A 23,976-nucleotide genomic window follows, 5' to 3' on the forward strand; every position below is an offset into this window, starting at 1 on the left:
GGCAGGAGTCAGCGGGGCAGGGTCAGGGCGTCCGGGGCCAGGGGCGGGACGAGGCCTTCCGCCGCTGCCCGGGTCAGCAGCCCGCGCACGGCGGCCAGACCGGACTCGCCGAGGTCGGCGGTGAACTCGTTGACGTACAGCCCGATGTGCTGCTCCGCCACCTCCCGGTCCATCTCCTGCGCGTGCGCCCGCACGTACTCCCGGGACGCCTGCGGGTCGTCCCACGCCATGCGCACCGAGGTGCGCGCCGCCGCGGCGAGGGCCCGCAGCGTCGGCCCGCCCAGTGAGCGCCGGGCGATGATCGCGCCCAGCGGGATGGGCAGGCCCGTCGTCCGCTCCCAGTGCTCGCCGAGGTCGGCGAGCCGGTGCAGGCCGTAGCGCTGGTAGGTGAAGCGGGCCTCGTGGATGACCAGCCCGGCGTCCACCCGGCCGTCCCGTACGGCCGGCATGATCTCGTCGAACGGCATGACCACCACGTCGCCGACGCCGCCCGGGACCTGCTCGGCCGCCCACAGGCGGAACAGCAGGTACGCGGTGGAGCGCTCGCCCGGTACCGCCACCGTCGCTCCCCGCAGGTCGCGGCCGGGTTCGCGGGTCAGTACCAGCGGGCCGCAGCCGCGTCCCAGCGCACCCCCGCACGGCAGCAGCGCGTACTCCTCCAGCACCCACGGCAGCACCGCGTAGGAGACCTTCAGCACGTCGAGTTCGCCGCGTTCCGCCATGCCGTTGGTCACGTCGATGTCGGCGAACGTCACGTTCAGCGGCGGCGCGTCCGGCACCAGGCCGTGCGCCCAGGCGTGGAAGACGAACGTGTCGTTGGGGCAGGGGGAGTACGCGATGTCCAGCGGTGCGTGCCGCGGCTGCTCAACCATGCCTCGTCCAACCCTCGATGACGGGTGCGATCTTCCCGAACGCCCCGGCCAGCGCGTCCAGCGCGTCCGGGATGCGCCAGGCTGCGCGGTCCCTGGGCCCGACCGGGTTGGACACCGCCCGCACCTCCAGCACGGGCACGCCCGACGCGGCGGCGGCCTGGGCGACGCCGAACCCCTCCATCGCCTCGGCGACGGCCCCGGGATGACGGGCCGCCAGCTCGGCGGCGCGGGCGGCGGTGCCGGTCACGGTGGAGACGGTGAGGACCGGGCCGAGCACGGCCCGGAGCCGGTCGGCGACCGCGCGGGCCAGGTCGCCCGGCACGTGCACCGTGTCGGTGCCGAACCCGAGCGCGGCGACCGAGCGGAAACCGTCGGGCGTGTCGGCGCCCAGGTCGGCGGCGACGATCGTGGAGGCCACCACCAGGTCCGGCGGTTGCACGGGCGCGAACCCGCCGCCGATACCGGCGGACACCACCAGCGCGTACGGCCGCCCGGCCAGGGCGGCCGAGGTCAGCTCGGCGGCGGTGGCGGCAGCCGCGGCGGCCGGGCCCACTCCGGCCGCAAGCACCGTCGGGCGGCCCTCACCCGAGCCCGGTCCGGAGTCTGGGTCCGGGCCCCGACCGAAGTCGGAGCCGCAGGCGGCGAGGCCGGCGAGCACCGCGTCCCGCTCGGGCGGGACGGCGGTGACGATCAGCGCGCGCACGGCGGACCGGTCCGGTGGCTCAGTTGTTCTTGAGCTCGATGTTCCAGACGCCCTTGTAGTTGTCGCCGTCCACCTGGACGATGCTCACGTTGACCGACGACGCCTGCTCCTGGCCGCCCATCGGGTCCTGCCGGCTGAAGAACGCGTCGCTCGGGAAGCTGCGGTAGGTCTTGGTGATCGGCTCGATCGCCTGCTGGCCGTTGAGGAAGAGCACCCAGCCGGTCTCGGCGATCTCCGGGTCGACGCCGAGGCGGAGCATGTCACCCTCGCCGACCGTCAGGGAGCGGGTGGGCTTCTGCTTGGTGCAGTCCGCGATCCGCTTCTCGCTGAGCTTCTTGCCGTGGTCGTAGCAGGCCGCTTCCGTCGACACCGACGTCGAACCGGCCACCATGGTGGCCCGGGGCGTCGGCTTCTCGCAGGCGGACAGGGCGACAAGCCCGAGGGTGACGGCGCCGGCGGCGACGGCGGTGCGGGCGGCGCGGCGGCCCCGGCCTCCTGAGAGCATGCTGGTCATGCACGCAGGCTACCGCTCCGCGTCCGTCAGGCGACGCGGGGGTGCGGCGTGCCGCGCCGCGCGGACACCAGCAGGCCCCGGACGGAGGCGATCGCCCCCGCCAGCAGGATGCCCGCGCCGACCGCCATGCCCAGCGTGCCGAGCAGCGGGAGGCAGATGCCGACGGCCCCGCCGACCACCCACGACATCTGCATCAGCGTCTCCGAGCGGGCGAACGCCGAGGTGCGCACGTCCTCCGGCACGTCCCGCTGGATGAGCGCGTCCAGCGACAGCTTGGCCAGCGCCTGGCAGATGCCCGCCACGGCGGCGACGGCCGTCACGGTGACGGCGCTGTAGGCGACGGCGGCGGCGACGGACGCGGTCAGGGACAGGCCCAGCACCACCGCGATGATCACTTCGGGGCCGCGGGCCTTCAGCCAGGCGCCCGTGGCGGTGCCCAGCGCGTTGCCGGCGCCCGCCGCGACCACCACCATGCCCAGCGAGTACGCGGCGTTCATGCCCTCGAAGGGGTGCTCGCGCAGCATGAACGCCAGGAAGAACGTGAGAAAGCCGGACAGGGCCCGGATGGAGGAGTTGGCCACCAGCGCGTTCAGCACCGACATGCCGACCGTGCGCAGCCCCGGGCGGCGGGCCCGGCGGTCGTGCCCGGGGGTGTGCCGGGCCACCCACGGCTCCGGCTCGCCCGCTGCCGCCGCCAGCCGGGCCTTGCGCTCACCCTTCGCCGAGTCCACGTCGTGGGAGAGGCTGAAGGACAGGAAGGTGCCGACGATGAAGATCAAAAAAGCGCCGTACAGCGGCCACTGCGGGCCGAGTTGGTGCAGACCGGCTGCCACCGGCGCCGCGGCGCCGGTGGCCAGCAGACCGGCGAGTGTCACCCGGGAGTTGGCCTTGACCAGCGAGATGCGTGGTGGCAGCAGGCGTGGCACCACCGCCGAGCGGACGATGTTGTAGGCCTTCGACGCGACCAGCACGCCCAGCGCCGCCGGATACAGCTCCAGCCCGCCGTCGCCGACCGCGCCGGACAGCGCAAGCGCCAGCAGGGCCCTGGCCAGCATCGCCCCGGCCATCGCGGCCCGCCGGCCGTGCGGGATGCGGTCCAGCAGCGGGCCGATGACCGGCGCGAGCAGCGCGAAGGGCGCCAGCGTCACCGCCAGGTACAGCGCGACGCGCCCGCGCGCCTCGTCGGTGGGCACGGCGAAGAAGATGGTCGAGGCCAGCGCCACGGTGATCATCATGTCGCCCGCGGAGTTCACCGCGTGCAGCTCGATGAGCCGGCCCAGGCCCGTCTCCCCGGCGCCCTGGGCGTGTGTCGCCCGCCGGATGCGGCGGGCGACCGCGGTGGGCGGCCTGCGCACCGCATGGCCCAGCCCCCGCATGACGCTTCGCCTTCGTCCGGGTTCCCGTTCCGTCAACCTGGTTGCACCCACCTGGTTCAGTCTGCCCCAGCGAAGCACGCTTACCCGGCAGCCCCACCGGACCGGCCCGGACGCACCGGCGCCCCGGTGGGGTAGCGTGGGAGCGCAGTGCGCCCCGTACGGTCCTTGCACCGGGGAGGCGGACGTCGCAGCGGCCCGTCGGTCCGCTCCGTCCCCGGTCCCCTCGGCAGGCCGGGCCCCGCGATGGCGCGCCCCCGCGACACGGCGTAGGAGAAAACGATTCTTGTGAGTGCTGCGATGCGAAGCCGTACCCCTGACCGGCTGTGCGCCGAGGCAGTCGAACTGGCCCGGGAGGCGGCGGTCGAGGCCGCGCACCCCCGGCCGGTCGGCGAGCACCTGGGCACGGTCGTTGACGGTGATCGGGTCGTGACCCACCTCTTCGCGTGCCGGGAGCCCGGCTACCGCGGCTGGCACTGGGCGGTGACCGTCGCCCGCGCCTCCCGCGCGAAGCTCGTCACCGTCGACGAGACGGTGCTGCTGCCGGGGACCGACGCGCTGCTCGCCCCGCAGTGGCTGCCCTGGAGTGAGCGGCTGCGGCCCGGCGACATGGGCCCCGGCGACCTGCTGCCCGCCGACGCCGACGACCTGCGCCTGGAGCCCGGCTTCTCCGGCGAGGACGCGCCGCCGCCCAACTCGCCGCTCGCCGCTGACGAGGAGGAGCCGCCGCTGCCGCGCCCCGCTGAGCTGGGCGCGATCGCCGACGAGCTGGGCATGGGACGGCCCCGCGTGCTGTCGCGCTTCGGCCTGCACACCGCGGCCGACCGCTGGGAGGAGGAGTTCGGGCCGAAGGCGCAGATGGCGCAGTCCGCACCCGCCTCCTGCATGAGCTGCGGCTTCCTGGTGCCGCTGACGGGCTCGCTGCGGCAGGCGTTCGGCGTGTGCGCCAACGAGTACGCCCCGGCCGACGGCCGGGTGGTGTCCCTCGCCTACGGCTGCGGCGCGCACTCCGAGGCCGCCGTCATGCCCAAGCCGGTGCGCCCCCCCGAGCCGGTCGTCGACGAGAACCGGGTCGACGCCATGCCCCTGCACGACCCGCCGCCGGCCACCGACGAGGATGCCGACGGGGCCGGGAACGGACCCGACGGGTCCGGTGACAAGGCCGGTGGCCGTTCCGGTGGCGAGTCCACGGACGGCGATTCCGGCTCCACGTCCGCGCCCGGCCCCGACGGCGGCCCCGCCACCGGCTGACGGCTGGACGCCGACGACCGCGCGCTGGCCCGCTTGGCAACCGCCGACTGCCGGCTGGCCGCGCCCACTCGGCGTGGGCCCGCCCCCCAGGGCGGCTCGGGCCGCGCCGGGAGGCCGGACCGGGGCGGCGGGGCGCGTGGGGTGCCCCGGGCGGTAGCGTCACCGCATGGCCGATGACCTCTTCCGCACCGCAGACCTCCGCCGCCGCGTGCTCGACGCGTGGGCGGCGTCGCCAGCCCGGTTCCGGGAGGACGCCAACGCCGAGGAGGAGCTGGCCCTAGGCGGCTACCGTGACCGACTCGTCGTCGAGCTGGCGCAGAACGCCGCCGACGCCGCCGCCCGTGCGGGCGTGCCCGGACGGCTGCTGCTCACCCTGAACTCCGGCGCGCTGGTCGCCGCCAACACCGGCGCCCACCTCGACGCGGCCGGCGTGGAGTCGCTGTCGACACTGCGCGCCTCCGCCAAGCGCGACGACACGCAGCCGGAGGGCACCGTCGGCCGGTTCGGCGTCGGCTTCGCCTCCGTCCTGGCGATCAGCGACGAACCCGCGCTGCTCAGCCGTACCGGCAGCGTGCGCTGGTCACTCGACGAGGCGCTCACCATGGCCGCCGCCCGCCCCGAACTGGCCGACGAGCTGCGCCGCCGCAGCGGCGGCCCGTTCCAGGTCCCGCTGCTGCGCCTGCCGCTGCCCGCCGACGGCACCGCACCCGACGGCTACGACACGGCCGTGGTGCTGCCGCTGCGCGACGCAGCCGCCCGGGACCTCGCCGAGCGGCTGCTCGCCGCCGTCGACGACGCGCTGCTGCTCACCCTGCCCGGCCTCGCCGAGGTCGAGATCCGCACCGACGCCGGGACCCGCACCCTCACCCGCCGCCAGGACGGCCCGTACACCGTCATCGGCGGCACCCGCTGGCGGGTGGTCACCGACGCCGGCACCGCGGGCCCCGAACTGCTCGCCGACCGGCCGGTGGAGGAGCGCGCCCGGCCCGGCTGGTCGGTCACCTGGGCGGTGCCCGTGGACGCCGAGGGCGCCCCCGTGCCGCCCGCCACCGCGCCCGTCCTGCACGCGCCCACCCCCACCGACGAGCCGCTGGGCCTGCCCGCGCTGCTCATCGCCTCGTTCCCGCTGGAGCCCACCCGGCGGCACGTCGCCCCCGGCCCGCTGACCCGTTTCCTGCTGGAACGGGCGGCGGACGCCTACGCCGCGCTGCTGCGCGAGTGGGAGCCGGTCAGCACCGGCACGCTGGACCTGGTGCCCGGCCCGCTCGGCAAGGGCGAGATCGACGGCGAGCTGCGCGGCCTGCTGCCGCCCCGCCTGATCCGGGAGCCGTTCCTGGCCGGGGCCGGACTGGACGACGAGGGCAAGCCGTACGCGCTGCGGCCCCGGGAGGCGGAACTCGCCGAGGGCGCCGGCGCGGAGACCGTCGCCGTGCTCGCCGAACTGTTCCCCAGCCTGCTGCCGGCCGGTCTGGAGCGCCGCACCGAACTGCGTGTGCTGGGTGTGCCGCGCATCCCGCTGGGTGAGGTCATCGACCGGCTGGCCGGGGTGGAACGCGACCCGGCCTGGTGGCGGCGGCTCTACGACTCGCTGGCCGGGGTTGACCCCGACCGGCTCACCGGCCTGCCCGTGCCGCTGGCCGACGGCCGCACCACGATCGGCCCCCGCCAGGTCCTGCTGCCCGACCCCACCGGGGACGCGACCGGGGGCGGCAGCGGGGACGCCAGCGGAGACGGCACCGCCGGGGACGGGCCCGGCGCTGCGGCCCGGCGCCTCGCCCGGCTGGGCCTGAAGGTGGCGCACGCCGAGGCCGCGCACCCGCTGCTGGAGAAGCTGGGCGCGCTGCCGGCCACGCCGCGCGCGGTGCTCACCACCCCGCAGGTGCGGGCGGCGGTCGCCGCGTCGATGGACGCCGAGGAACGCTGGGACGACGGCCTGGACGACGCCGGGAACGGCCCGCTCGACCCGGACGAGCTGGTCGAGACGGTGCTCACCCTCGTCCGCGACGCGGGCCTGGCCCCAGGCGAGGAGCCGTGGCTGGCCGCGCTGGCCCTGCCCGACGAGGACGGCGAACCGGCCCCCGCCGGTGAACTCCTCTACCCCGGAAGCGCGTTGGAGCAGATCATTCGCGAGGACGAACTCGCGCGCTGCGACGCGGAGTTGGCCGAGCGCTGGGGCGAGCAGCCGCTGACCGCGGTCGGCGTGCTGGACCGACTCACCCTGGTCCGGGCCCAGGACGTCGTACTCGACCCGGACGAACTGGAGCCGCGCGAAGGCGACTTCGCCGAACCGGACGACGCCGGGCTGTTGGACGCGGTCGACGTGTGGTGCGAGGACACGCTCGACACGCTGCCCGAGACGCCCGTCCCCCCGGTCGCCGGTGAACTGCTCGCGGTGCGCGACCTGGACCTGGTCGACGACGACCGCTGGCCGCAGGCCCTGGCGATGCTCGCCATGCCGCCGCTGCGGGACGCGCTGACCACCCCGCTGCGCGTGCTGCTGCCCGACGGCACCACCGAGAGCGTGCGCCCGTACACCGCGTGGTGGCTGCGCGGCCACCCCGTGCTGGACGGTCGCCGTCCCGCCGGGCTGCGCGCCGCCGGCGGCGACCCGCTGCTCGCAGGGCTCTACGAGGAGGCCGACGCGTCCGGGTTCGACGACCCGCAGATCCTGCACGCCCTCGGCGTGCGCACCTCCGCCGCCGCCCTGCTCGACGAGCCGGGCGGCGCGGCGGAGCTGCTGGGCCGCCTCGCCGACCCGGACCTGCCGGTGGGCGCCGCCCAACTGCACGGCCTGTACACGCTGCTGGCCGAACTCGACCCGTCGGAGGTGACACTGCCCGACGAACTGCGGGCCGTCGTCGACGGCGAGGTGCGGGTGGTGGACGCGGCGGACGCCCTGGTCGCCGACGCGCCCGACCTGCTGCCCGCCGCGGGCGGCCGGGCACTGCTGCCGGTCCGCCCGGCGCTGGCCGCCGAACTCGCCGCGGTGCTGGACGTGCGGCGGCTGTCCGAGGCCCTGACGCCGCAGCCGCCCATCGGGGGCGAGCAGCGGACCGTCCCGGACGCGGTGCGGGCCCTGCTCGGCTCCGCCGCACCCGCCACCTACCTGGAGCACGACGAGCTGCTCGTCGACGGCATCGAGACCGAGTGGCGCCTCACCGGCGACGGCGTGCTGCACGCCGCCACGCTGGAGGGCGTCGCCGCCGGGCTGTGCTGGGCGGCGGGCGCCTGGCCGCGCCGCTTCGAGGTGGCGGCCCTGCTGGAGGACTCCTCCCGCACGGCGGAACTCACCGTCGCCCGCTGGTTCGACTGACGCCGGTCCGGGTGAATCCTGCGACGGCCCGGGCGGCCCCCCTCCGTCCGGTAATGGCCCAGGCGACCACCCCGTCCGGCAACGGTCGGGGGGAATCCGGCTCCGGTCCGAGGAACGGGCGGCGCGTCTCACGGAACGGACGTCGCCGCCCGGCCTCCCCGCACGCGTTACTCTCACGTGCGTGGCTGAGATCCGGATTCCCGCTGACATCAAGCCCGCCGACGGACGTTTCGGTTCGGGCCCCTCCAAGGTGCGAGGCGAGGCGCTCGACGCCCTGGCCGCCACCGGTACCTCCCTGCTGGGCACCTCCCATCGCCAGGCACCCGTCAAGGACCTGGTCGGCCGGGTCCGCAAGGGCGTGTCCGAGCTGTTCTCGCTGCCCGAGGGCTACGAGGTCGTGCTCGGCAACGGCGGCTCCACCGCCTTCTGGGACATCGCGACGCACGGTCTGATCGAGAACAAGTCGCAGCACCTGTCGTTCGGCGAGTTCTCGTCCAAGTTCGCCAAGGCCGCGAGCGCCGCGCCCTGGCTGGCCGAGCCGACCGTCGTCAAGTCCGAGCCGGGCACCCACCCCGTCCCGCACGCCGAGGCCGGCACGGACGTCTACGCACTGACCCACAACGAGACCTCCACCGGCGTCGCGGCCCCCATCCGCCGGGTCGCCGGAGCCGACGAGGGCGCGCTCGTCCTGGTCGACGCCACGTCCGGCGCGGGCGGCCTGTCCGTGGACATCAGCGAGAGCGACGTCTACTACTTCGCGCCGCAGAAGTCCTTCGCCGCCGACGGCGGCCTGTGGCTCGGCGCCTTCTCCCCGGCGGCCCTGGACCGCGCGGCCCGCATCGCGGCCGGCGACCGGCACATCCCCGCCTTCTTCGACCTGCCCACCGCGATCGACAACTCGCGCAAGAACCAGACCTACAACACCCCGGCGCTGGCGACCCTGTTCCTGCTGGCCGACCAGCTGGACTGGATCAACGGCCAGGGCGGCCTGGACTGGGCCGTGAGCCGCACCGCGGCGTCCTCGCAGGCGCTGTACGGCTGGGCCGAGGAGTCCAAGTACGCCACCCCGTTCGTGGCCGACCCGGCACAGCGCTCGCAGGTCGTCGGCACCATCGACTTCAGCGACGAGATCGACGCCGCCGCCGTCGCGAAGGTGCTGCGCGCCAACGGCATCGTCGACACCGACCCCTACCGCAAGTTGGGCCGCAACCAGCTGCGGGTGGCCATGTTCCCGGCGGTCGACCCGGCCGACGTCGAGGCCCTCACCGCCTGCGTCGACTACGTCATCGAACAGCTCTGACCTTTCCGGCACCGTCGTCCCGGCGGTCCGCGTCCGCAGGCCCGGCAGCACCGCTGCCGGGCCTGCGGCGTTCGCACCCCGGCCCCGCAGCGCCGGTGCGGGGCGGGGCCCCAGCGGCGGCGCCGGTGTTCTTACCGGTGTTTTGCCTGTTGCCGGTCGGGTACCCGCCCCCGCATGGCTACTCCGACGACAGGACTTGCGAACTTCGCATCCGAGAAGCGGGTGCGTCTGACCACCTACGGCCGCGACGGGACGCCGCAGGGTTACACCAGCAATCTCGCAGTCGAAGGTGACCGGGCCTACTTCCGGACGTACAGCCGCGCGGAGAAGAACGCGCGCCTGGACCGCTACCCGGAGGTCGAGATCGTGCCCGCCACGATGGACGGCGTTCCCGCAGGAGCCCCGCTGAAGGCCCGCGTGCGGCGCCTGGACGGTCAGGAGTCGCAGCACGCCGCCCGCAGACTGGCCCGCAAGCACCCCCTGATGCAGGGCGTGCTGGTGCCGCTCGGCTATGCGCTGAAGTTCGACCGCCCCGTGCACTACGAGCTGCGCCTGATCGGCGAGTAACGGCCCCCGTCCTCACGGGGTCCCGGACGGCTACAGATCTCCGTTGAGCCACATGGGGATCGTGAGGACGATCCACATGGCGGCGAAGATCCAGTCGAAGCCGGACGTCCAGCGGCGCAGCGCGGTGCGGGTGACGGCGACGATGACCAGGACCCCCGCTCCGGCTGCCCAGTGCAGGAGCCGGCCGACGGCGGCCAGGGTGTCGTTGCCGCGAGCGTCCGCGACGAACAGCAGCAGGAAGCCGATGACCGCGAACAGGAGCACGGAGCCGAATGCGGTTTCGGTGCGGTTCCCGGGCGACAGCTCGGCCGGCGCGCTGGGCGAGGGGGGTTCGGAGGAGGTCATGCGGGCTTCCCTGGATACGACGGCGGTGCCGTCGGCGGCAGCCCGCAGATCCGCCTGAGCGCCCGAGCCTAGCTGGGCAGGGAACTCCGTGGACTCCGGCGGGCTACGGCCGCTTGCACGCCCGCCCTGGTCAGTGGCGGGTGCCGTCAATCCTGGTTGCCGGGTATACGCAGGTCAACGCGGTTTCTGGTCAGGCGTGCGGCGGCGAGTGGCGGAAACGCCGTCGCGGTGAAGAGCCGAAGGAGGAGAGGCTCGGCCGCGAACGTGGTGCGGGAGCCACCAACGCCCTTCGGCCGCGGGCGGTCAGGCGCGGCGGCGGAACAGCTTGCGCAGGCCGAGCCAGGCGCCGACCGCCACCGCGACGATGACCGCGCCCTTGAGGGCGCTGCCCTGGCCCGCGGAGTCCTCCGCTCCCGAGTCCTGACCGCCGTCGCCGCGGCCGTCCGCCTTGCCGCCGTCCCCGCCGCTCCCGTTGCCGTTCCCGTCCTTCTCGGCCACGTCCTCGGGCAGCAGGTCGCCGGACAGCTCCACCGGGCGCACCTCGCTGCGTTCGCCCTCGGTGCCGAACATCAGCGTGCGGCCGTCCGGGGTGAAGGTGACCGATTCGCCCTGCCGCTGGATCGGCACCTGGAGGCGGTCGATTCGCTCGGGGCGGCCGTCCTGCCAGTCGTACATGATGCCGCCGAAGTAGCCGCGGACCGCGAGACGGCTGCCGTCGGGCGAGAACGCCGCGTCGGTCGCCCACAGGTCGATCTCCGCGATCCGCTCGAAGGTGTTCACGCCTTCGGTGGTCAGCTTCTCCGGCCCGCGGTACAGGCCGTCGCCGTCCTCGTGCTTGCCCACGATGTAGACCCGGCCGGTCTTCGGGTGCACGGCCAGCGACTCGGCGTCGCGCGGCCCGTCGGAGTAGCGGACGGTGAACCGGGTGGGGGTGAGCGTCTGGTCGGCGAGCTTCTCGGGTTCGGGGAAGCGGAAGATCCACACCTCGGGCCAGGTGCCGCCTAGGTTGTCGCCGATGTCGGCCACGTAGACGTTGCCGTCGGGGCCGATCGAGATCGCCTCGACGTCGCGTCCCTCGAAGCCGCTCAGCGTGACGGTGGCGACCGTCCGGCCGGTGCGGCTGTCCACCGCGTAGACGTTGAACGGCGTGTAGCCGCTGTCGTTGTGCGTCCAGTAGACGCCTTCGTGGAGGCGGCTCGCGGCCAGCCCGCTGGACTCCACGATCCGCGGGTCCTCGATGGTGAACGGCTCAGGGCCGTCCGCCGCCACCGCTGCCCCGGCCGTCCCGGTGACCGCCCCCGCCGCCAGGACCAGAGCCGCACCCGCCGCACACACACCCATTCGCATGCCCCCAAGCCTGCCACCCGCTTCCCCGGCCTCGGTGACCGGCATCACGTCGCCGGGAGGGTGCCGGGTCCGTCAGGATGTCGTGGTGCGGATGATGTGTGTGGGCGACTCGATGACGATCGGCAGCGCGGGCGACTTCACGTGGCGCTACCGCCTGTGGCAGCACTACGGCCGCACCTTCGGTGGGCCGTTCCGCCTGGTGGGTCCGCGGACCGCGCTGTACGAGGACTCGCAGGAGTACGGCGATCCGGCGTTCCCGGAGAAGGCCCGCGGGCACCTCGCCGGGTGGGGCGAGGGCTTCCACCACATGGCGCCGCTCGTCGAGGACGCCGTGCGACGGCACCGCCCCGACACGCTGCTGGTGTCGCTCGGCCTCATCGACCTCGGCTTCTACACCGACGCCGAGCAGACCGCCGCGAACGTCGAACGGTTCCTGACCGCCGCCCGGGCGGCGGCGCCGCGCATCCGCGCGGTGCTGCTGCCGGTGATACCCAACGTGCGGGCGGCGGGCGATCCGCTGTTCGCGGCCGAGTGCGACCGGTTCAACGTGCTGCTGGCCAAGACCGTCGCCGACCTGGACACCCCGCTGTCACCGCTGCTGCTGGCGTCCGCGCCCGCCGACTTCCGCACCGACCGCGACACCTACGACGGCACGCACCCCTCACCCAGCGGCGAGCACCTGCTCGCGGCGGCCTTCGTCGACGCCATGTACCAGGCCTGGGACGTCGCCGAGCCGTACGAACCGGTCGCCGCCCGGTAGCGCCCCGGCGCCGGGCAGAGGCTGGGCGGTGCCCGTCAGGCGGAGACGGCCTGCAGGGGCAGGGCGACGAGGACGTAGGCGAGCAGGGCGCAGACCGCGGCGGCGCCGAGCGTCGTGGCGCGTTCCCGGTGGGTGCGCGCCATGAGCAGGGGGATGGCGGTGAAGACCGCGAGGCAGGCCCAGGCCTGCGGCGCGTAGCGGAGGTCAAGGGCGTACGTCAGGCCCTCCATGCCGAACAGCCCGGCGAACGCGGCCAGGGCGGCGACGCGGCGGCGGGTGTCCCGGGAGCTGCGCCACCACAGGCCGGCGACACCGAACAGCGGCCCGGCGACCAGCGCCATGCCGAGCCACACCAGCGGGAAGAGCAGACCGCCCGCGCCGCCCCGGACGAACTCGGCGTACCCGTAGTAGCCGAGGACCAGGCCGAGTTCTGCGCCGGCGCCACCGATCGCCGCTCGCAGGGGCGGGCCCTGGCGGAACAGCAGGGCTCCGGCGGCGAACGCGGCGGCGGCCCACACGGCTCCGGAGTTGGCGATCTGGTTCCAGGCGCCGGGGAGCCAGCCCTGGGCGAGGTTGGTCAGCACGCCCAGCAGCAGGCCGCCGAGCGTCGCTGCCACCGCCCGGCTCCGCCACGGGAGCGGGCCGGCCGTCGGTGCGGCGGCCAGGTGGTCGGGAGCAGTGGTCGTCATCGCCGTCTCCGTGGTCGTGGATGCCGATGCCGCAGCAGCGGCACCCGGAGACGGTGACTATACACTCCGCGTATACATGGGGTGAGTACGCGAGGGTCCAGGGCGGCTGCCCGTGTCCCGGAGTTGCCGCGCACGATGGCGTCAGCCCCTTCCCGGCTCACGTCCACCTTCGGGGGAGCCGGGTCCGGGGCCGGGAAGCGCGGAGAAGCCCATGATGCGGCCTGCTGCGGTGACGGTGATCTCCAGATGGGCCGGCATCAGGGAACCGTTGGTGTGGCGGCGGTAGGTGAGCACGTACAGCGCACGCTCGCCCGTCTCCCCGGCGACGGTGTCGACGGTCTTCCGGCTGCCGCGCACGTCCTGGGGAAACCACGCGCGGGCGAAGTCGGTGCCGACCGTGCGGGCCTGCTCACGGCCGAGGTCCCCGGGTTCCCCCTCGCTGTCGTGGGAGCGCGCCTCCGTGAGCTTCTTGTCAGGCCACCATCCGGAGATCTGCCCGCGGTCTGTCTCCGCCGTGATCAGGGCACGCTCTCCTCGCCACTCCCGCCGGACGCCGGCCATCTGTGTGCCGGTGCAGAAGGTAGGTGGCGGAGAAGCCGTTGTCGCACGCACCCCTTCCCGCTGTCCCGGCGCTGCCCGGAAGCAGCGTGACAGCGGCGACGCCGGCCAGGGAGACGGCGAAGACCGTGGGCAGCGCCGAGGGGCGCTCCTGTCTGCGAGCCCTCAACCAGACGGGCAGGGCGAACAGCGCGGCGAGAAGAAGAAAGGAGACCAGCAGGCCGGGCACGGCCTTGATGGATGCCTCGATCACTGGAAACACCTTGTCCGGAACCGGAGGGCTCAGAGCCGTCGGGAGCCAGCCCGTCCGCGAGCCGTCGGCTACTCAGTAGAACCGGAACCTAAGCGATCTTTCGGAACGGAGGAAAGACCTCCGTTCCGACGCCTCGCTCATGCATGGCTCACGCCTCGCTCACGCCTCCGTCACGCAAAGCTCACGCCGGGAAGCGGCGGGCCACCCAGCGCCAGCCGAACTCCAGCAGCACGGCGGCGATGGCGGCGATGGCGACCGCCCTCAGCGGCATCGTCAGGCCGACCAGCCGCAGCGCGAAGAACTCCTGGAGCCACGGCGTCACCTGGACGGCGAGGAAGGCCGCGGCCATGGTCAGGATCAGGGCCACCCGCCACCAGGTGTAGGGGCGGGCGACGATGGCCAGCACCCACATCGCCACCAGGAACAGGGTCAGCGTCGCCGCGCTGGTCTCGGCGTCCAGCGCGTTCGGCCCCGAGTAGTGGCTGCGGGCCAGCAGGTAGGTGGTGAAGGTGGCGGTGCCCGCGATCAGTCCGGCGGGGATCGCGTAGCGCATGACCCGGCGCACGAAGTGCGGCGCGGCGCGCTCCTTGTTCGGGGCCAGCGCCAGGAAGAAGGCGGGCACGCCGATGGTCAGGGTGGCCAGCAGAGTCAGGTGCCGGGGCAGGAACGGGTACGGGACCTGCCAGATGATCACCAGTACCGCCAGCAGCACCGAGTAGACGGTCTTCGTCAGGAACAGGTTCGCCACCCGTTCGACGTTGCCGATGACCCGGCGGCCCTCGGCCACCACCGACGGCAGCGTGGCGAAGCTGTTGTTCAGCAGCACGATCTGCGCGACGGACTTGGTGGCCTCGGAACCGGACCCCATCGCCACGCCGATGTCCGCGTCCTTCAGCGCCAGGACGTCGTTGACGCCGTCGCCGGTCATCGCGACGTCGTGGCCGCGGGCCTGGAGGGCGGCGACCATGTCGCGCTTCTGCTGGGGCGTGACGCGGCCGAACACGGCACCCTTCTCGATGGCGTCGGCCATGCCCTCCGGGTCGGACGGCAGGTGGCGGGCGTCCACGGGCGCGTCGGCGCCGGGCAGGCCGAGCTTCGCCGCGACCGCGCCGACCGACACCGCGTTGTCGCCGGAGATGACCTTCGCCGCGACGCCCTGCTCGGCGAAGTACCGCAGGGTGTCGGCGGCCTCCGGGCGCAGCCGCTGCTCCAGCACCACCAGCGCGTGCGGTTCGACGTCCGACGCCACGTCCGGGTCGTGCAGGTCCCGGGAGGCACGGGCCAGCAGCAGTACGCGCAAACCCCGGGTGTTGAGGTCGTCGACGTGCGACAGGGCCGGGTGCTCGTCCGGCAGCAGCACGTCGGGGGCGCCCAGCAGCCAGCCGGCGGTGCCGCCGTCCTGGCCGGTGAACGCGGCACCGCCGTACTTGCGGGCCGAGGAGAACGGCAGCGCGCCCGTCCGCCGCAGGCCGCTGCCCGGGTCCACCGGGTAGGCGTCGATGACCGCCCGCAGGCTGGCGTTGGGCCGCTCGTCGGCCGCGCCGAGCGCGCCCAGCACCTGCCGCACGGACGCCTCGTCGGTGTCGGCGAGCAGGCGCAGCTCGGAGACGTCCATGCCGCCCTCGGTGAGCGTGCCGGTCTTGTCCAGGCACACCACGTCGACCCTGGCCAGGCCCTCGATCGCGGGCAGTTCCTGCACCAGGCACTGCTTGCGGCCGAGGCGGATCACGCCGATCGCGAAGGCGACCGAGGTGAGCAGCACCAGCCCCTCGGGAACCATCGGCACGATGCCGGCGACCATGCGGCGCACGGCCTCGTCCAGGTCGCGGCTCTCCACCACCGTCTGGCTGATGATCAGGCCGATGGCGGCCGGCACCAGCATGTAGGTGATGTACCGCAGGATGGTGGAGATGCCGCTGCGCAGTTCGGAGTGGACCAGCGTGAAGCGGCTGGCCTCCTCGGCGAGCTGTGCCGCGTAGGCCTCCCGACCCACCTTGACGGCGGTGAAGGCGCCGCCGCCCGCGACCACGAAACTGCCGGACATGACGGGGTCGCCAGGCTGCTTGACCACCGGATCGGCCTCACCGGTCAGCAGGGACTCGTCCACCTCCAGGCTGTCGGACTCCGCCACCCGGCCGTCCACCACGATCCGGTCGCCCGGGCCGAGTTCCACGAGGTCGCCCAGCACGATCTCGCCCGTCGGCACCGGCGTGCTGCGTCCGTCGCGCCGCACCACCGGCTTGGCCTCGCCGATCACGGCGAGGTTGTCCAGGGTCCGCTTGGCCCGCAGTTCCTGGAAGATGCCGATGCCCGTGTTGGCGATGATCACGAAGCCGAACAGGCCGTCCTGGATCGGTCCGACCACGAGGATGATCGCGAAGAGCACGCCGATGATCGCGTTGAACCGCGTGAACACGTTGGCCCGCACGATCTCGGCGGCGGACCGCGACGACCGAACGGGTACGTCGTTGACCTCGCCCCGGGCGACACGTTCGGCGACTTCGGCCGTGCTCAGGCCGGGCGTCCTCGAAGGGGCGGGCTCGCCGCCCGGTCCGGTCTGCCCCGTGTCGGTGTCCACCCGCTGCGTCATGCCCCCGACGGTAGACGGGAACGGCGGTGAATGCGCTGCCGAGCCCCTTGGGCGGGTCGGCGGGTGGCCGGGAACCGCCGGGTGTGTCCGGGAGCCGCCGGGTGTGGTCAGCCGTGGTCAGTCGAGAGTACGGGCGTGATCGCGGAGGGTCGGCGGGGCCGTCTCGGTGGAGGTGGTCAGCGGGTGCCCGGCGGCAGCGGCTCGTCGCCCGCCGAGGCGTCGCCTGCCGGAGCATCGCCCGTGGAGGCGCCGGGTGCCGGAGCGCCGGGCGTCGGAGCGTCGGGCGTGTCGGCGGCGGGGGGCGCTTCGGTGGTGGCTGTCCCGGTCGTGCCGGTCCCGGCTGCTTCGGCGCTGCGGCGGATGGACGTCTCGCGGGCGCGGACGTACCAGAGCCCGATCAGGCCGAGGCCGGCGCCGGCCAGGCAGGTCCAGATGAACCAGTCGTGGCCGCGGTCGGCGTACCAGCCGTAGAAGGGCAGTTGGACGAGGAAGAGCACGAACCACGCCGCGGTCAGGCCTGCCACGGTGGCGAAGATGTTGCCCTCCAGCGGCTCGGGTGCCTCCCGGTCCCCGCTGGTCCACCTGTCCAGGCGCATCGTCTCGGCCAGCCTCTCGCTCGTGTGCTCCCAGGGTATCCGCGCCTGCCGACACACCTCCGACCGACCCGACCGACCCGACCGACCCGACCAGGACCGGCCGGTCGCGGCCCCGGCCGGCCGGCCGCAGCCCGGTCCGGGTGCGGGACTCAGCCCGGTCCCGTCCGGCTCAGCTCAGCCGGTGGAAGCGTTCCGTCTCCTCCACCGCCGTCTTGAACCGCTCGTCGAAGTCGTCGCGCCGCAGCGCCCGTATCACGTAGTCCTGCACGGTCATGCGCCGTCTGGCCGCGTGTTCGTGGAGCCGGTCGAGAAGCTCACCGTCCATGCGCAGGCTGAGCACCTTCGAAGTCATCCCGCCACCGTGGCCGCCACCACCGGGTGACGGGGCTCAATCCCGTCCGGACTCACCCGTACGTGTGACGGAGGGAACGGCGGGACCGATAGTCGTTAGCCGAGGTAATGAGTTAGGCTAACGAGTATGCCGGACCTGATGCACGATGCGGACGCCGCCGCCGTGAACGCACTGCGTTCCTCGGTGATGCGGCTCTCCCGCCGCCTGCGGCACCAGAACGTCGACGAGTCGCTCAGCCCCACCGAGATGTCCGTGCTCGGCACGCTCGCCCGGTGCGGCTCGGCCGGTCCCGGTGAGCTGGCGCGCAAGGAGCACGTGCAGCCGCCGTCGATGACCCGCATCATCGCGATGCTGGAGGCGAAGGGCCTGGTCCGCCTCGAACCGCATCCCGAGGACCGGCGGCAGAAGATCGTCACGCAGACCGAGCAGGCCGAGTCGATGCTGGCGGCCAGCCGCAGCAAGCGCAACGTCTGGCTGGCCGAGCTGGCCGGCGGACTGGACGAGGAGGAGTGGGCGAAGCTGCGGGAGGCGGCGCCCGTACTGGAGAAGCTGGCTCATCTGTAGGAAGTACGCCAAGGAGGCGAAGCACCATTGAGTTCGGGACCCGGAGCACACTCCGCACCCGCACCCCCGACACAGGAACCCAGCGGCAAGCCGTCGATGTTCAGCTCGCTGAGGATCCGCAACTACCGTCTCTTCGCGATGGGCCAGGTGGTGTCCAACACCGGTACCTGGATGCAGCGCATCGCCCAGGACTGGCTCGTCTACAGCCTCACCGGTTCGGCCACCGCGGTCGGACTCACCGTCGCGCTGCAGTTCCTGCCCATGCTGCTGTTCGGCCTCTACGGCGGAGTCATCGCCGACCGCTACCCCAAGCGCCGGCTGCTGTTCGTCACCCAGTCCGTGATGGGACTCACCGGCCTGGTGCTGGCCGCGCTCACTCTCAGCGGCGCCGTCCAGGTGTGGCACGTGTACGCCGTCGCCTTCGCGCTCGGCATGGCCACCGTGGTCGACAACCCGACCCGGCAGACCTTCGTCTCCGAGATGGTCGGTCCGCACCAGCTGCGCAACGCGGTCTCCCTGAACTCGGCCAACTTCCAGTCCGCCCGCCTCGTGGGCCCGGCGGTCGCCGGACTGCTGATCACCGCCGTGGGCAGCGGCTGGGCGTTCCTGCTCAACGGCCTGTCGTTCCTCGCACCCATCATCGGCCTGCTCCTGATGCGCACCAGCGAGCTGTACCCGATCGCACCCGTGCCGCGCGGCAAGGGCCAGCTCCGCGAGGGGCTGCGCTACGTGCGCAGCAAGCCGGAACTGATGTGGCCCATCATCCTGGTCGGCTTCATCGGCACCTTCGGCTTCAACTTCCCCATCTGGCTCGTCGCGTTCACCGAGAACGTCTTCCACATGGGCGCCGGCGCCTACGGACTGCTCAACGTGCTGATGGCCGTCGGATCGGTCACCGGCGCGCTGCTCGCGGCCCGGCGCAACTCCTCCCGGCTGCGCCTGCTGGTCGGTGCCGCCGTCCTGTTCGGCGTGCTGGAGATCGCCGCCGCGCTGTCCCCGTCGTTCTGGCTGTTCGCCGCGCTCATGCTGCCCATCGGGATGATGGGCCTCACCTTCAACGTCACGGCCAACTCCAGCGTGCAGCTCGCCACCGACCCGGCGATGCGCGGCCGGGTGATGAGCCTGTTCATGATGGTGTTCGTCGGCGGCACGCCCTTCGGCGGCCCGCTCATGGGCTGGATCACCGACACCTACGGCGCCCGGATCGGCTTCCTGTCGGGCGCGGTCATCTCGCTGCTGGCAGCCGTGGTCGTCGGCCTGGTGCTGGCCCGGCTGACGGGGCTGCGGCTCCGCGTCGACCTGCGCCGCGGACGTCGGCACTTCGCCTTCGTACCGCGCGAGCGCACCCCCGTCACCGGGCTCGCGGCCTCGCAGGGCGCGGGCGCCTGACCGCGTTCGCCCGCCTGACCGCCTTCACCGCCTGACCGCGTTCACCGCCTGGCCGCGTTCGCCCGTCCGTCGGGCCCGGCGGACGGGACACTGGCGGGATGAGACTCTTCGCCGCCGTGCTGCCGTCGCCTGAGGCGGCCGGGCCGCTCGCCGAACTGGTGCAACGGCTGCGGGCCCGACCAGGGGCGGACCGGCTGCGCTGGACCGACCCCGCGGGATGGCACGTCACCGTCGCCTTCCACGGCGAGGTGGCCGAGGACCGCGTCCCCGAACTGCACCGCGGCCTCGCCCGCGCCGCCGCCGACTGCCCGCCGTTCACGCTCCGCCTGTCCGGCGGCGGACGGTTCGGCGACCGGCACCTGTGGGCGGGCGTGGACGGGGAGCGCGACAGCCTGGCGGGGTTGGCCGCCGGTGCCGCCGGTGCCGCCAACGGGGTTGGTGGGGCAGATGGGGTTGGTGGGGCGACTGGCGCGGTCGGCGGACACCCGTATGTGCCGCACCTCACGCTGGCCAGGGGCTCCGGACGGGAGCCGCTGGCGCCATGGACCGACGCGCTGTCCGGCTACGCCTCCGCGTCCTGGCAGGTCAGCGAGCTGGTGCTGATGAGCAGCCGGCTGCCGCACGACTCCTCCGGCGGCCCCCACTACCTGCCCGTCGCCGCCTGGCCGCTCGGCGGCTGACCCGGGCGGATACCGTGGAAGGGTGAACTCGAAGATCAGGATGCGGATCGTGACCGGCGCGCTGGTGCTCATGTTCGCCGTGGTGGCGCTCGCCTCGGCCTTCGGCCGGTAGCGGCGGCCCCGGGCGGACGCGGACGCCACCCACCGGCGCGCACATGCGACGGCGGCCCCGGGCCCGGCGGGATGCCGGGCACGGGGGCGCCGCGCGTCACGTGCCGCAGCACGTGCGGCGAGTTCCCCGGGCGGCAGGTTTATCCGCCGACCGGGGCACGTGCTCGCCGGTTCACCAGGCGAAGGCCTCCGGGGTCGGGCCGGGGCCCGGGAAAATCTCGTCCAGCGAGGCCAGCAGCTCGTCGCTCAGCTTCACGTCCACCGCGCGGACCGCCGCGTCGAGCTGCTCGGCGGTGCGCGGGCCGACGATCGGGCCGGTCACGCCGGGCCGGGTCAGCAGCCAGGCCAGGGCCGTCTCGCCGGGGTCCTTGCCGTGCTTCTCCAGCAGGTCCTCGTAGCGCTGGATCTGCTCGCGCAACGCGCTGTCCTTGAGCGCGTCCGCCGATCTGCCGGTGGCGCTGCGCCCGGCGCCGCCCTCACGCTCCTTGCGGATCGCGCCGCCCAGCAGGCCGCCGTGCAGCGGTGACCATGGGATGACGCCCAGCCCGTAGGCCTCGGCGGCCGGGATGACGTCCATCTCGGCGCGGCGCTCGGCCAGGTTGTAGAGGCACTGCTCGCTGACCAGGCCGAGGCTGCCGCGCCGGGCGGCGGTCTCGTTGGCGCGGGCGATGTGCCAGCCCGCGTGGTTGGACGAGCCGGCGTAGAGGATCTTGCCCTGCTGGACCAGTACGTCGATGGCCTGCCAGATCTCCTCCCAGGGGGTGCGCCGGTCCACGTGGTGGAACTGGTAGAGGTCGATGTGGTCGGTGCCGAGCCGCTTCAGGCTGGCGTCCACCGCGCGGCGGATGTTCAGCGCGGACAGCCGGTCCTGGTTCGGCCAGAACTCGCCGTCGGGCGCCATGCTGCCGTAGACCTTCGTGGCGAGCACGACCTTCTCGCGCCGGCCGCCGCCGAGGGCGAACCAACTGCCGAGGATCTCCTCGGTCCTGCCCTTGTTCTCGCCCCAGCCGTACACGTTGGCGGTGTCGAAGAAGTTGATGCCCGCCTCGAGCGCGGCGTCCATGATGGCGTGGCTCGTGGCCTCGTCCGTCTGCGGACCGAAGTTCATCGTGCCCAGCACGAGTCGGCTGACCTTGAGTCCTGTGCGTCCAAGCTGCGTGTACTCCATGCCCACCAGCCAAGCTGCTGAAGCGCACTCGAAGCAAGCAGCCCTGCCGCACGTCCGGCCTCCGGTGGCGCAGACGCAGCGTGTCGGCTGTCGTCCCCACGGCCTGGCGGCCGAGGGGACGACACACCGCACTGCCGCTCAGATCAGGCTGAGCTTCATTTCGCCCCCGCCGACGATCTTCTCGCCGTCGACCAGCACGATGCTCCAGGCAAAGTAGTGACCCTTGGACATCTTGGGGCCGAAGCTGTCGCAGACGTGCCAGGGGCTACCGCCCCCGCCGGTGCCGTAGCAGCGGAAGCCGTCCCGCTTGCGGTCCAGGACCTCTCCCCTGATCTCGATGTGGGCCCCGTCCTTCTTGAGGTCCTTCACCCACAGCTTTGTGCCCTTGCGCTGGAAGCAGGCCAGGCCCACGGCCTGCCGGCCGGTCAGAACTTCAAGGCAGTTCGCGTCGAACTTGATCGTGCTGCTGGTCTTGCGGGCCTTCTCGAAGTGGATCGTCTTGGCTGACGCGCTCCCCGGGAGGAGCATCACCAGGGCGAGGGCTGTTGCGACGATGCCTGCGGTGTGGGCGAGTTGCTTTCGGAGCATGTCATCTCCCGTGTACGTCGGACGGGTGGTAACGAGCCGGTGTTGTCAGGAGCACTCTCCGTAGCTGGGCCCGTTGGTCTCCCATGTGCCGTTCGCCCTTACGATCTGGCGCGCTTCGAGCTTGACGGGCTTCTTGCCCAGGGAGTTGACGAAGTTGCCGGTCGCCGCGCTGTAGTGGCGGGCATTCCTCACACCGAACCACTGGCGGTACTCGTCCACGACGCCGGTGGTGCGCGAGTACGTCCAACCCTGCATCTTGCCCAGCGGGGTCACGTTCCCGCCGTAGCTGATCTTCTTGCGCTTGACCGTCGTCCCGTTCGTCTCCCACAGCTTGACCTTGGTGTAGCTGAGGAGAACGCGTCCGCTTGCGTCGGTGTAGGTGTGCTTGCTGGTGAGGTGGCAGGAGAGGCTACTGGCTTTCACCTCGTCGGTTGACTTCGCCTGCGCTGAGCCGTTGCTCAACACGAGCGGGATCAGCGCGGTTGCGGCGACGAGAGTGGCAGACGTCTTCCTTCTCATTGGGAGTCCCCGTGTGTCGTGCTCAGCGCGGCACCAATGCACGTGCCACGTGAGGGTTGAGTTCTGGCCAGGTTGGTCGGGTGGATCGTCCCGAGTCGCTGAGTGCGCGAGCCGGGTGCCGTTGCATATGTGTGGTGGCGTTTCGACCGTCACTTCGCAACGGGGTGCACATGGCTGGAACTCAGGTCGGAGTCGTCAGGGCCCGGCTGTGGACTCGGTGAAGGAAGACTGGCACGGGCCGCCCGTGCAGTTGAATGACGTGACGCGCACGGATATTTGACGTTCAGCGCACTCAGTCGAGCCCAGGGGCAGCACAGCGACCGTGCCCCGTCACACCGTTGGAGGATCGACGGGAGCGGTGTTTCGGTGCTCGGACGGGGACACGGCGAATGCGTCGCGGAAGGACCGGGTGAACACGGCGTGGTGTCGAAAGCCCCAGCGCGCGGCGATGTCATGGACGGGCACCGCTGCAAGCGCCGGGTCGGACAGATCACGATGCGCGCACGCCAGCCGCTGTCGGCGGATGCTCTGCGTCACCGTCTCCCGTTCCTCCTCGAACAGCCGATGCAGGTAGCGGACCGAGATGTGGTGCGCACTCGCCACCAGGGCGGGGCACAACTCGGGGTCGGAGAGGTTCTCCTGGATGAACGCCCGAATCCTCAACCGCAGGATCCGGCTGCGGGTCTCCGCCGGCTGCGTGTTCTCCGCGTCGCCGGCCTGAGCGAGGAACGCGGTGAGCAGGTCGAGGAGGATCAGTTCGAGTCGAGGGGCGTCAGCTGCTTGGTAGCCGGAGTTCCGGCGGGAGAGCTGGGTCAGGCAGAGTGCAAGCAGCGCCCCTGCGCCCTCGCGGGCGGAAAGGCGCTGGCCGACCGCCCGGTCCACCTGGCGGGATGCCAGTGGGATGGCGGCCCGGGGTACCTCCACGCCGACCGACTGCACGAGCGCGCCCGCCGCGGCTGGTCCGGTTCTGACCCGTGCGGGTGCGGAGGACACCGTGGTGAGCAGGTCGTCAGTGCCGTAGCGGCTCCAGGACTTCCCCCAGGCGGCCTCCGCTCCTCCGCTGACTAGGAGGAAGACATGGCAGGTTTCCGGGTCCGTCTGTCTGACCAGGCTCGCGGAGCGGTGGAAGGTCAGAGCGTGGTAACTCGCTGGCCACACCGCGAGCGCGCCCAGCTCCATCACCCGTAGCTCCGCGCGGAAGTCCTCACGATGGGCGCTGTGCACATCCATAGGAGACAGCGAGCCCGCCATGTGCTCCCGCCACCGCTCGAACCGCTCCGCAGCCGGTACCTCGGCGCTGTTGAAATAGAGCTTCTCCGTCAGCACAACTCCCCCTTGGTCACGCGGTCGCCCTCAAGCTTCGCAACACCGGACAGGGAGCAGCAAGATCACGAGCGTGTCCACGACCGGTTGTCTCCCGCCTACGGTCTCCCCACCGTGCACCGGTCGCTACGGGCAACCCGGCCATCCGAACAACCAGTCATGGCAAACAGCGGGAGGCGGCTCACCACCCGGCGAAGACGTGCAGGTGGTTGTCGATGACGTTGTTGGATCAGCACCGTCGCTCAAGGCGT

Annotated in this window: 23 protein-coding genes; 8 read left to right on the forward strand and 15 right to left on the reverse strand. The window is 72.8% G+C overall.

Annotation, left to right across the window (positions count from 1 at the left end):
- Positions 1–8: 8 nt before the first annotated feature.
- Genes QNO07_RS03575 through QNO07_RS03590 form a run of 4 tightly spaced genes read right to left on the reverse strand, consistent with a single transcriptional unit; the run spans position 9 to position 3,465 of the window.
- Positions 9–872: a 1,4-dihydroxy-6-naphtoate synthase gene (locus QNO07_RS03575; protein WP_283989919.1), complete on the reverse strand. Its 864-nt coding sequence runs from the start codon at positions 870–872 to the stop codon at positions 9–11.
- Entirely contained in the window at positions 865–1,575 is a 711-nt protein-coding gene (locus QNO07_RS03580; RefSeq protein WP_283989920.1) for a futalosine hydrolase, read from the reverse strand. The genes QNO07_RS03575 and QNO07_RS03580 overlap by 8 nt, the downstream gene beginning before the upstream one ends.
- Before the next feature lie 19 nt (positions 1,576–1,594).
- Entirely contained in the window at positions 1,595–2,089 is a 495-nt protein-coding gene (locus QNO07_RS03585) for a DUF2771 domain-containing protein (RefSeq protein ID WP_283989922.1), read from the reverse strand.
- A 26-nt stretch (positions 2,090–2,115) separates the two neighbouring features.
- Positions 2,116–3,465 carry an MFS transporter gene (locus QNO07_RS03590; RefSeq protein ID WP_283989923.1) on the reverse strand — a complete coding sequence of 450 codons (1,350 nt, stop codon included), beginning with the start codon at positions 3,463–3,465 and terminating at the stop codon, positions 2,116–2,118.
- A gap of 297 nt (positions 3,466–3,762) precedes the next feature.
- Here QNO07_RS03590 and QNO07_RS03595 point away from each other — a divergent pair, with 297 nt between their 5' ends.
- The 4 genes from QNO07_RS03595 to QNO07_RS03610 all read left to right on the forward strand — a co-directional run bounded on the left by QNO07_RS03595 (position 3,763) and on the right by QNO07_RS03610 (position 9,893).
- The gene (locus QNO07_RS03595; protein WP_283989924.1) at positions 3,763–4,713 is read left to right on the forward strand and encodes a DUF3027 domain-containing protein; all 951 of its coding nucleotides are present in this window, start codon (positions 3,763–3,765) and stop codon (positions 4,711–4,713) included.
- Positions 4,714–4,879: 166 nt separating this feature from the next.
- A complete protein-coding gene (locus QNO07_RS03600) occupies positions 4,880–8,026 on the forward strand; it encodes a sacsin N-terminal ATP-binding-like domain-containing protein (protein ID WP_283989926.1) in 3,147 nt (1,048 codons plus the stop codon).
- A gap of 181 nt (positions 8,027–8,207) precedes the next feature.
- Complete coding sequence (gene serC / locus QNO07_RS03605; RefSeq protein WP_283989928.1) at positions 8,208–9,326, forward strand: phosphoserine transaminase; 1,119 nt, start codon at positions 8,208–8,210, stop codon at positions 9,324–9,326.
- Between the two features lie 174 nt (positions 9,327–9,500).
- Entirely contained in the window at positions 9,501–9,893 is a 393-nt protein-coding gene (locus tag QNO07_RS03610; protein ID WP_283989929.1) for a PNPOx family protein, read from the forward strand.
- A gap of 30 nt (positions 9,894–9,923) precedes the next feature.
- On the opposite strand, the gene QNO07_RS03615 is transcribed toward QNO07_RS03610, so the two are convergent.
- Both QNO07_RS03615 and QNO07_RS03620 read right to left on the reverse strand, forming a co-directional pair.
- Entirely contained in the window at positions 9,924–10,238 is a 315-nt protein-coding gene (locus tag QNO07_RS03615) for a hypothetical protein (RefSeq protein ID WP_283989931.1), read from the reverse strand.
- A 303-nt stretch (positions 10,239–10,541) separates the two neighbouring features.
- Positions 10,542–11,585, reverse strand: coding sequence for a WD40 repeat domain-containing protein (locus tag QNO07_RS03620; protein WP_283989932.1), 1,044 nt, complete (start codon positions 11,583–11,585; stop codon positions 10,542–10,544).
- Positions 11,586–11,679: 94 nt separating this feature from the next.
- Here QNO07_RS03620 and QNO07_RS03625 point away from each other — a divergent pair, with 94 nt between their 5' ends.
- A complete protein-coding gene (locus tag QNO07_RS03625; RefSeq protein WP_283990068.1) occupies positions 11,680–12,345 on the forward strand; it encodes a GDSL-type esterase/lipase family protein in 666 nt (221 codons plus the stop codon).
- A 35-nt stretch (positions 12,346–12,380) separates the two neighbouring features.
- Here QNO07_RS03625 and QNO07_RS03630 read toward each other — a convergent pair whose 3' ends face one another.
- The 5 genes from QNO07_RS03630 to QNO07_RS03650 all read right to left on the reverse strand — a co-directional run bounded on the left by QNO07_RS03630 (position 12,381) and on the right by QNO07_RS03650 (position 17,383).
- Positions 12,381–13,034 carry a DUF6518 family protein gene (locus tag QNO07_RS03630; protein ID WP_283989934.1) on the reverse strand — a complete coding sequence of 218 codons (654 nt, stop codon included), beginning with the start codon at positions 13,032–13,034 and terminating at the stop codon, positions 12,381–12,383.
- Positions 13,035–13,175: 141 nt separating this feature from the next.
- Positions 13,176–13,595 carry a hypothetical protein gene (locus QNO07_RS03635; protein WP_283989935.1) on the reverse strand — a complete coding sequence of 140 codons (420 nt, stop codon included), beginning with the start codon at positions 13,593–13,595 and terminating at the stop codon, positions 13,176–13,178.
- Between the two features lie 431 nt (positions 13,596–14,026).
- Positions 14,027–16,435, reverse strand: a complete 2,409-nt coding sequence (locus QNO07_RS03640) for an HAD-IC family P-type ATPase (protein WP_283989936.1) — start codon at positions 16,433–16,435, stop codon at positions 14,027–14,029.
- A gap of 176 nt (positions 16,436–16,611) precedes the next feature.
- Positions 16,612–17,031, reverse strand: a complete 420-nt coding sequence (locus QNO07_RS03645; protein ID WP_502961766.1) for a DUF2530 domain-containing protein — start codon at positions 17,029–17,031, stop codon at positions 16,612–16,614.
- Positions 17,032–17,200: 169 nt separating this feature from the next.
- Complete coding sequence (locus QNO07_RS03650) at positions 17,201–17,383, reverse strand: ribbon-helix-helix protein, CopG family (protein WP_283989938.1); 183 nt, start codon at positions 17,381–17,383, stop codon at positions 17,201–17,203.
- A gap of 126 nt (positions 17,384–17,509) precedes the next feature.
- Between QNO07_RS03650 and QNO07_RS03655 the strand changes: the two genes are divergently transcribed.
- The 3 genes from QNO07_RS03655 to thpR all read left to right on the forward strand — a co-directional run bounded on the left by QNO07_RS03655 (position 17,510) and on the right by thpR (position 20,016).
- Complete coding sequence (locus QNO07_RS03655; RefSeq protein WP_283989939.1) at positions 17,510–17,947, forward strand: MarR family winged helix-turn-helix transcriptional regulator; 438 nt, start codon at positions 17,510–17,512, stop codon at positions 17,945–17,947.
- Between the two features lie 27 nt (positions 17,948–17,974).
- On the forward strand, positions 17,975–19,336 hold the full coding sequence (locus QNO07_RS03660; protein WP_283989940.1) for an MFS transporter: 1,362 nt from the start codon (positions 17,975–17,977) through the stop codon (positions 19,334–19,336).
- A gap of 98 nt (positions 19,337–19,434) precedes the next feature.
- Positions 19,435–20,016, forward strand: a complete 582-nt coding sequence (gene thpR, locus QNO07_RS03665; protein WP_283989941.1) for an RNA 2',3'-cyclic phosphodiesterase — start codon at positions 19,435–19,437, stop codon at positions 20,014–20,016.
- 283 nt (positions 20,017–20,299) lie between these two features.
- Here thpR and QNO07_RS03670 read toward each other — a convergent pair whose 3' ends face one another.
- The 4 genes from QNO07_RS03670 to QNO07_RS03685 form a co-directional block, all read right to left on the reverse strand.
- Positions 20,300–21,295, reverse strand: a complete 996-nt coding sequence (locus tag QNO07_RS03670; RefSeq protein ID WP_283989942.1) for an aldo/keto reductase — start codon at positions 21,293–21,295, stop codon at positions 20,300–20,302.
- Positions 21,296–21,433: 138 nt separating this feature from the next.
- Positions 21,434–21,883 (reverse strand): hypothetical protein, encoded by a 450-nt coding sequence (locus QNO07_RS03675; protein ID WP_283989943.1) that lies wholly within the window; start codon positions 21,881–21,883, stop codon positions 21,434–21,436.
- Between the two features lie 45 nt (positions 21,884–21,928).
- Positions 21,929–22,402 carry a hypothetical protein gene (locus tag QNO07_RS03680; RefSeq protein ID WP_283989944.1) on the reverse strand — a complete coding sequence of 158 codons (474 nt, stop codon included), beginning with the start codon at positions 22,400–22,402 and terminating at the stop codon, positions 21,929–21,931.
- Between the two features lie 330 nt (positions 22,403–22,732).
- Positions 22,733–23,728 carry a helix-turn-helix domain-containing protein gene (locus tag QNO07_RS03685; protein WP_283989945.1) on the reverse strand — a complete coding sequence of 332 codons (996 nt, stop codon included), beginning with the start codon at positions 23,726–23,728 and terminating at the stop codon, positions 22,733–22,735.
- Positions 23,729–23,976: the final 248 nt, after the last annotated feature.

This window comes from Streptomyces sp. 549 (genome assembly GCF_030124175.1).
In the GTDB taxonomy this organism is placed as follows: domain Bacteria; phylum Actinomycetota; class Actinomycetes; order Streptomycetales; family Streptomycetaceae; genus Streptomyces.